At 59.0% G+C, this 2831-nt stretch carries 1 protein-coding gene; it reads right to left on the bottom strand.

Translation table 11 applies throughout. The features are described from left to right. Window positions 1-146 precede the first annotated feature (146 nt). On the bottom strand, window positions 147-944 hold the full coding sequence (locus RSO01_RS36730) for a phytanoyl-CoA dioxygenase family protein (RefSeq protein ID WP_170303635.1): 798 nt from the start codon (window positions 942-944) through the stop codon (window positions 147-149). Between the last annotated feature and the right edge of the window lie 1887 nt (window positions 945-2831).

The following is a 2831-nucleotide window of genomic DNA, read 5'->3' as shown; positions in this document are numbered from 1 at the left end:
TAGCCTTAGCCTTAGCCTTAGCCTTAGCCTTAGCCTTAGCCTTAGCCTTAGCCTTAGCCTTAGCCTTAGCCTTAGCCTTAGCCTTAGCCTTTCCCTGCTGCCCGACATAGTCGCCGCTAAGGCGCACGAGCGCCCAGGCCAGCCCTTCACTCACCCATTTGGCCGCCTGATTCCTCGCCGGATGATCCGTTGATCACGCGGCGATGGTTGTCGCTGGGCGAGAGACGGCTGCTCCGGTGTTCGTGCGCCGCGTCGCAGGGCCGTACGATCAGGCGGTTGACATAGGGATCAAGGTCGAGAACCTGCCGCGTCAACGTCACCGGATGGTAGTCGAAGGCATAAATCGGCAACAGCGTGTAGCCGACCTCCAGCATGAGGCGCGGGCCCTTGCGCGCCGCCGCCCCCTTGTGGACGCCGGAAGTGTCGGCCATGAACATGGTGCCGCGTCGTCCTTCAATGGTGATGAAGGCCTCTTCACCATATTTGTCAGCGATGTCCTGATCTGAATAGCGTCGGGCAAAGAGTGGTGGCCTCTCGCGATGCGACCCGGCGATGAAGACGTGCGGGCCCGTTCCCTCCGCGACATCCGTTAGATAGGCGAAGAACTTCACCATCTTCCAATCGTCGGGGTCGCGATGGAAACTCTGGACAGTCGCGGTTTGGCCAGAGGGACGGGACCAACGGATGCCGATGGTGGAGATCGTCGGGGCGCAACCGAGATAGGAGCCGGCGAGCGCGAGCAGACGAGGGTGGTTGGCCAGTTCCATGACTTGCGGGCAGTTCACCACATCCGTCAGTCTGTAATCGGCCAAGGCCGCTTCGCCGACCGGGTCGCGCTCGGCGAGAAAGGCCAGCATCTCCTCGATATGCTCGTCCATGAGCAAGGGAGGGAGGACAGCGCAACCGTCGCGCCGCAATTGCTCGAGGATGGGATCGTCCTTCACCTCACTGGAAGCGGGATGTCTGGCGCTTAGGGCTGACGCTATCCCATCCGCAAGGACGCGGCCCAAGGCGGTCGCTACTCCGACGCGATGCGCGTAGTAGAGAATGGCGCGCAGAGGCCGCCAGCCCGGTCCCGGAGCCAGACGAGCATAGAGAATCATGCATCTCCACTTCGACTGCCCGGCGCCACCACAGTTGCGGGACCGTGCACAGGAGTCTTTGACATGTGGAGGCCGAATTCGATCATGGTTCAAGGGCTAGACGAAGGTCGCGCTGCGGCAAGTTGCAACCGTGCATGTAATGACAGCCACGGCATCCTCTCATCTTTTGCCCACGGTAGGTCGCGCTCAGTTTAACTACCTCCTTTGCATCTGGTTCACTCGATGTGAAACTGTCTTGGTTCAGTTGCTGGGAGCCGAGATCGGCTCCGGACAGTCCGCCATAGGCGACCGGGCCTCTTCCTACTGATCGACATCTGAAGCGACTAAAACGTTCGCGCTATTCCCACCCGCGCGCCCTTGTCTGTATGTCTCAAAAGCGTTGTCTGTGCGTCTCAATCTTGCTCGGTCGCCTATGTTACAGGTGGCGGGGTGCGCGCCACCATCGCCTCGTGTATGCACGTGCAAGCACTGTGCGGCACGCGAGCGCGTCGCAGTGCATGCAAAGTGACTGCACTCAGGGTTCCGCCAGCCCCATACCTGCCTGACGCTGGCGCGCGAGGCGCCGAAACACCTCAAGGCAAACTACAACGTGCCACCGACTACTGTCATACTACCGGTCCGCCGGAGCGGCCGCGAGCTTGTCATGGTGGCCTGGGGACTGGTGCCCCACTAGCTTTAAGCCAAATTAGCATTGCAAACAGCGGCGGTGCCGCCAATACAGGCAAACGTAAGGAACAATCGACGGAACTGATGGATCGAGTCGGGCTGCTTTAGCCGACGTTCAGGGCCGGCAATGGACTGCGTGGTGCGGCGCGAACGGGCAGCCCTGCCATTTAGTAAGGCGCACCCATTGATCTACCCTGGTCTCGTCTCCTGAGAGGCCGTCATGTGAATCGCAGAGTATGGAGATGGGTCGAACGAGCGTCATGGGTCGTAGCTGTAGTCGCATTCGCCTTGGGCACTAATGCTATTACTAAGGATCAACTCGCCCAAGAGTTGAATGTTTAGTTCGAGGCGATGGCGAAAAGAATCCCCGAAGAACAGAGAAAGCTACTTGACCCAATTAATGAGGTATTCCGCGAGAGCACTCAGGATGTTGCGAAGGGCAACTTCGCAATCGCAGCCGAAGAATACAGCCGGTAATTAGGTAGGCCCCGGAGCTAGTGCGACAGCCTGCCAGTGCCTTTCGCTAAGGAGCGCGAACTGCCGCGAGGCCCAATTGGGGAGTACCGCTGATGCGTAACAGATTTGTTCTCTTCAACAGGCAACCTTGGAGGCGAACGCCTTGTTAATTCACCGGCTGTAGAAATAGCCAAGGAGACCTCATTGTCGGATAAGCCCGAAGTAATAGCGCCTGTGCCAGAAGCCAGCGCGCTCGCGCCATTCATATACTTCGATATCGTACCCAGCTCTGGCATTAATAACGGCGTCGCCAGCCTGACACTAGAAGCTGTGCGATTCACTGCGGAATGCCCTGGAAAAGTTTCAGCAGGGCGCGTCACTGTCGCCCATGTCCGCACTTCGCTCGAAGGCCTACGGCAGCTAAAAGCGGCGATCGAGTTAATAGAGCTTGCCATGCAAAACCCCTCAGCTAATCCGCAGGCTCAGATGGTGCCGTCACCATTCCCTGGAAAGAGGCATTAGCACCAGCGTCGCTGGTTAACGGCTCGGCGGCCTCTGGGCGCAGCGGCTCGGCATCTCTAGCCGCACAGCCTTGTGATAAAGCGT

The sequence above is a fragment of the Reyranella soli genome (assembly GCF_007992495.1).
Taxonomy (GTDB): Bacteria; Pseudomonadota; Alphaproteobacteria; order Reyranellales; family Reyranellaceae; genus Reyranella; species Reyranella soli.
Note: the sequence above shows the minus strand (reverse complement) of the source record. Positions and strands in the feature narration are given on the sequence as shown.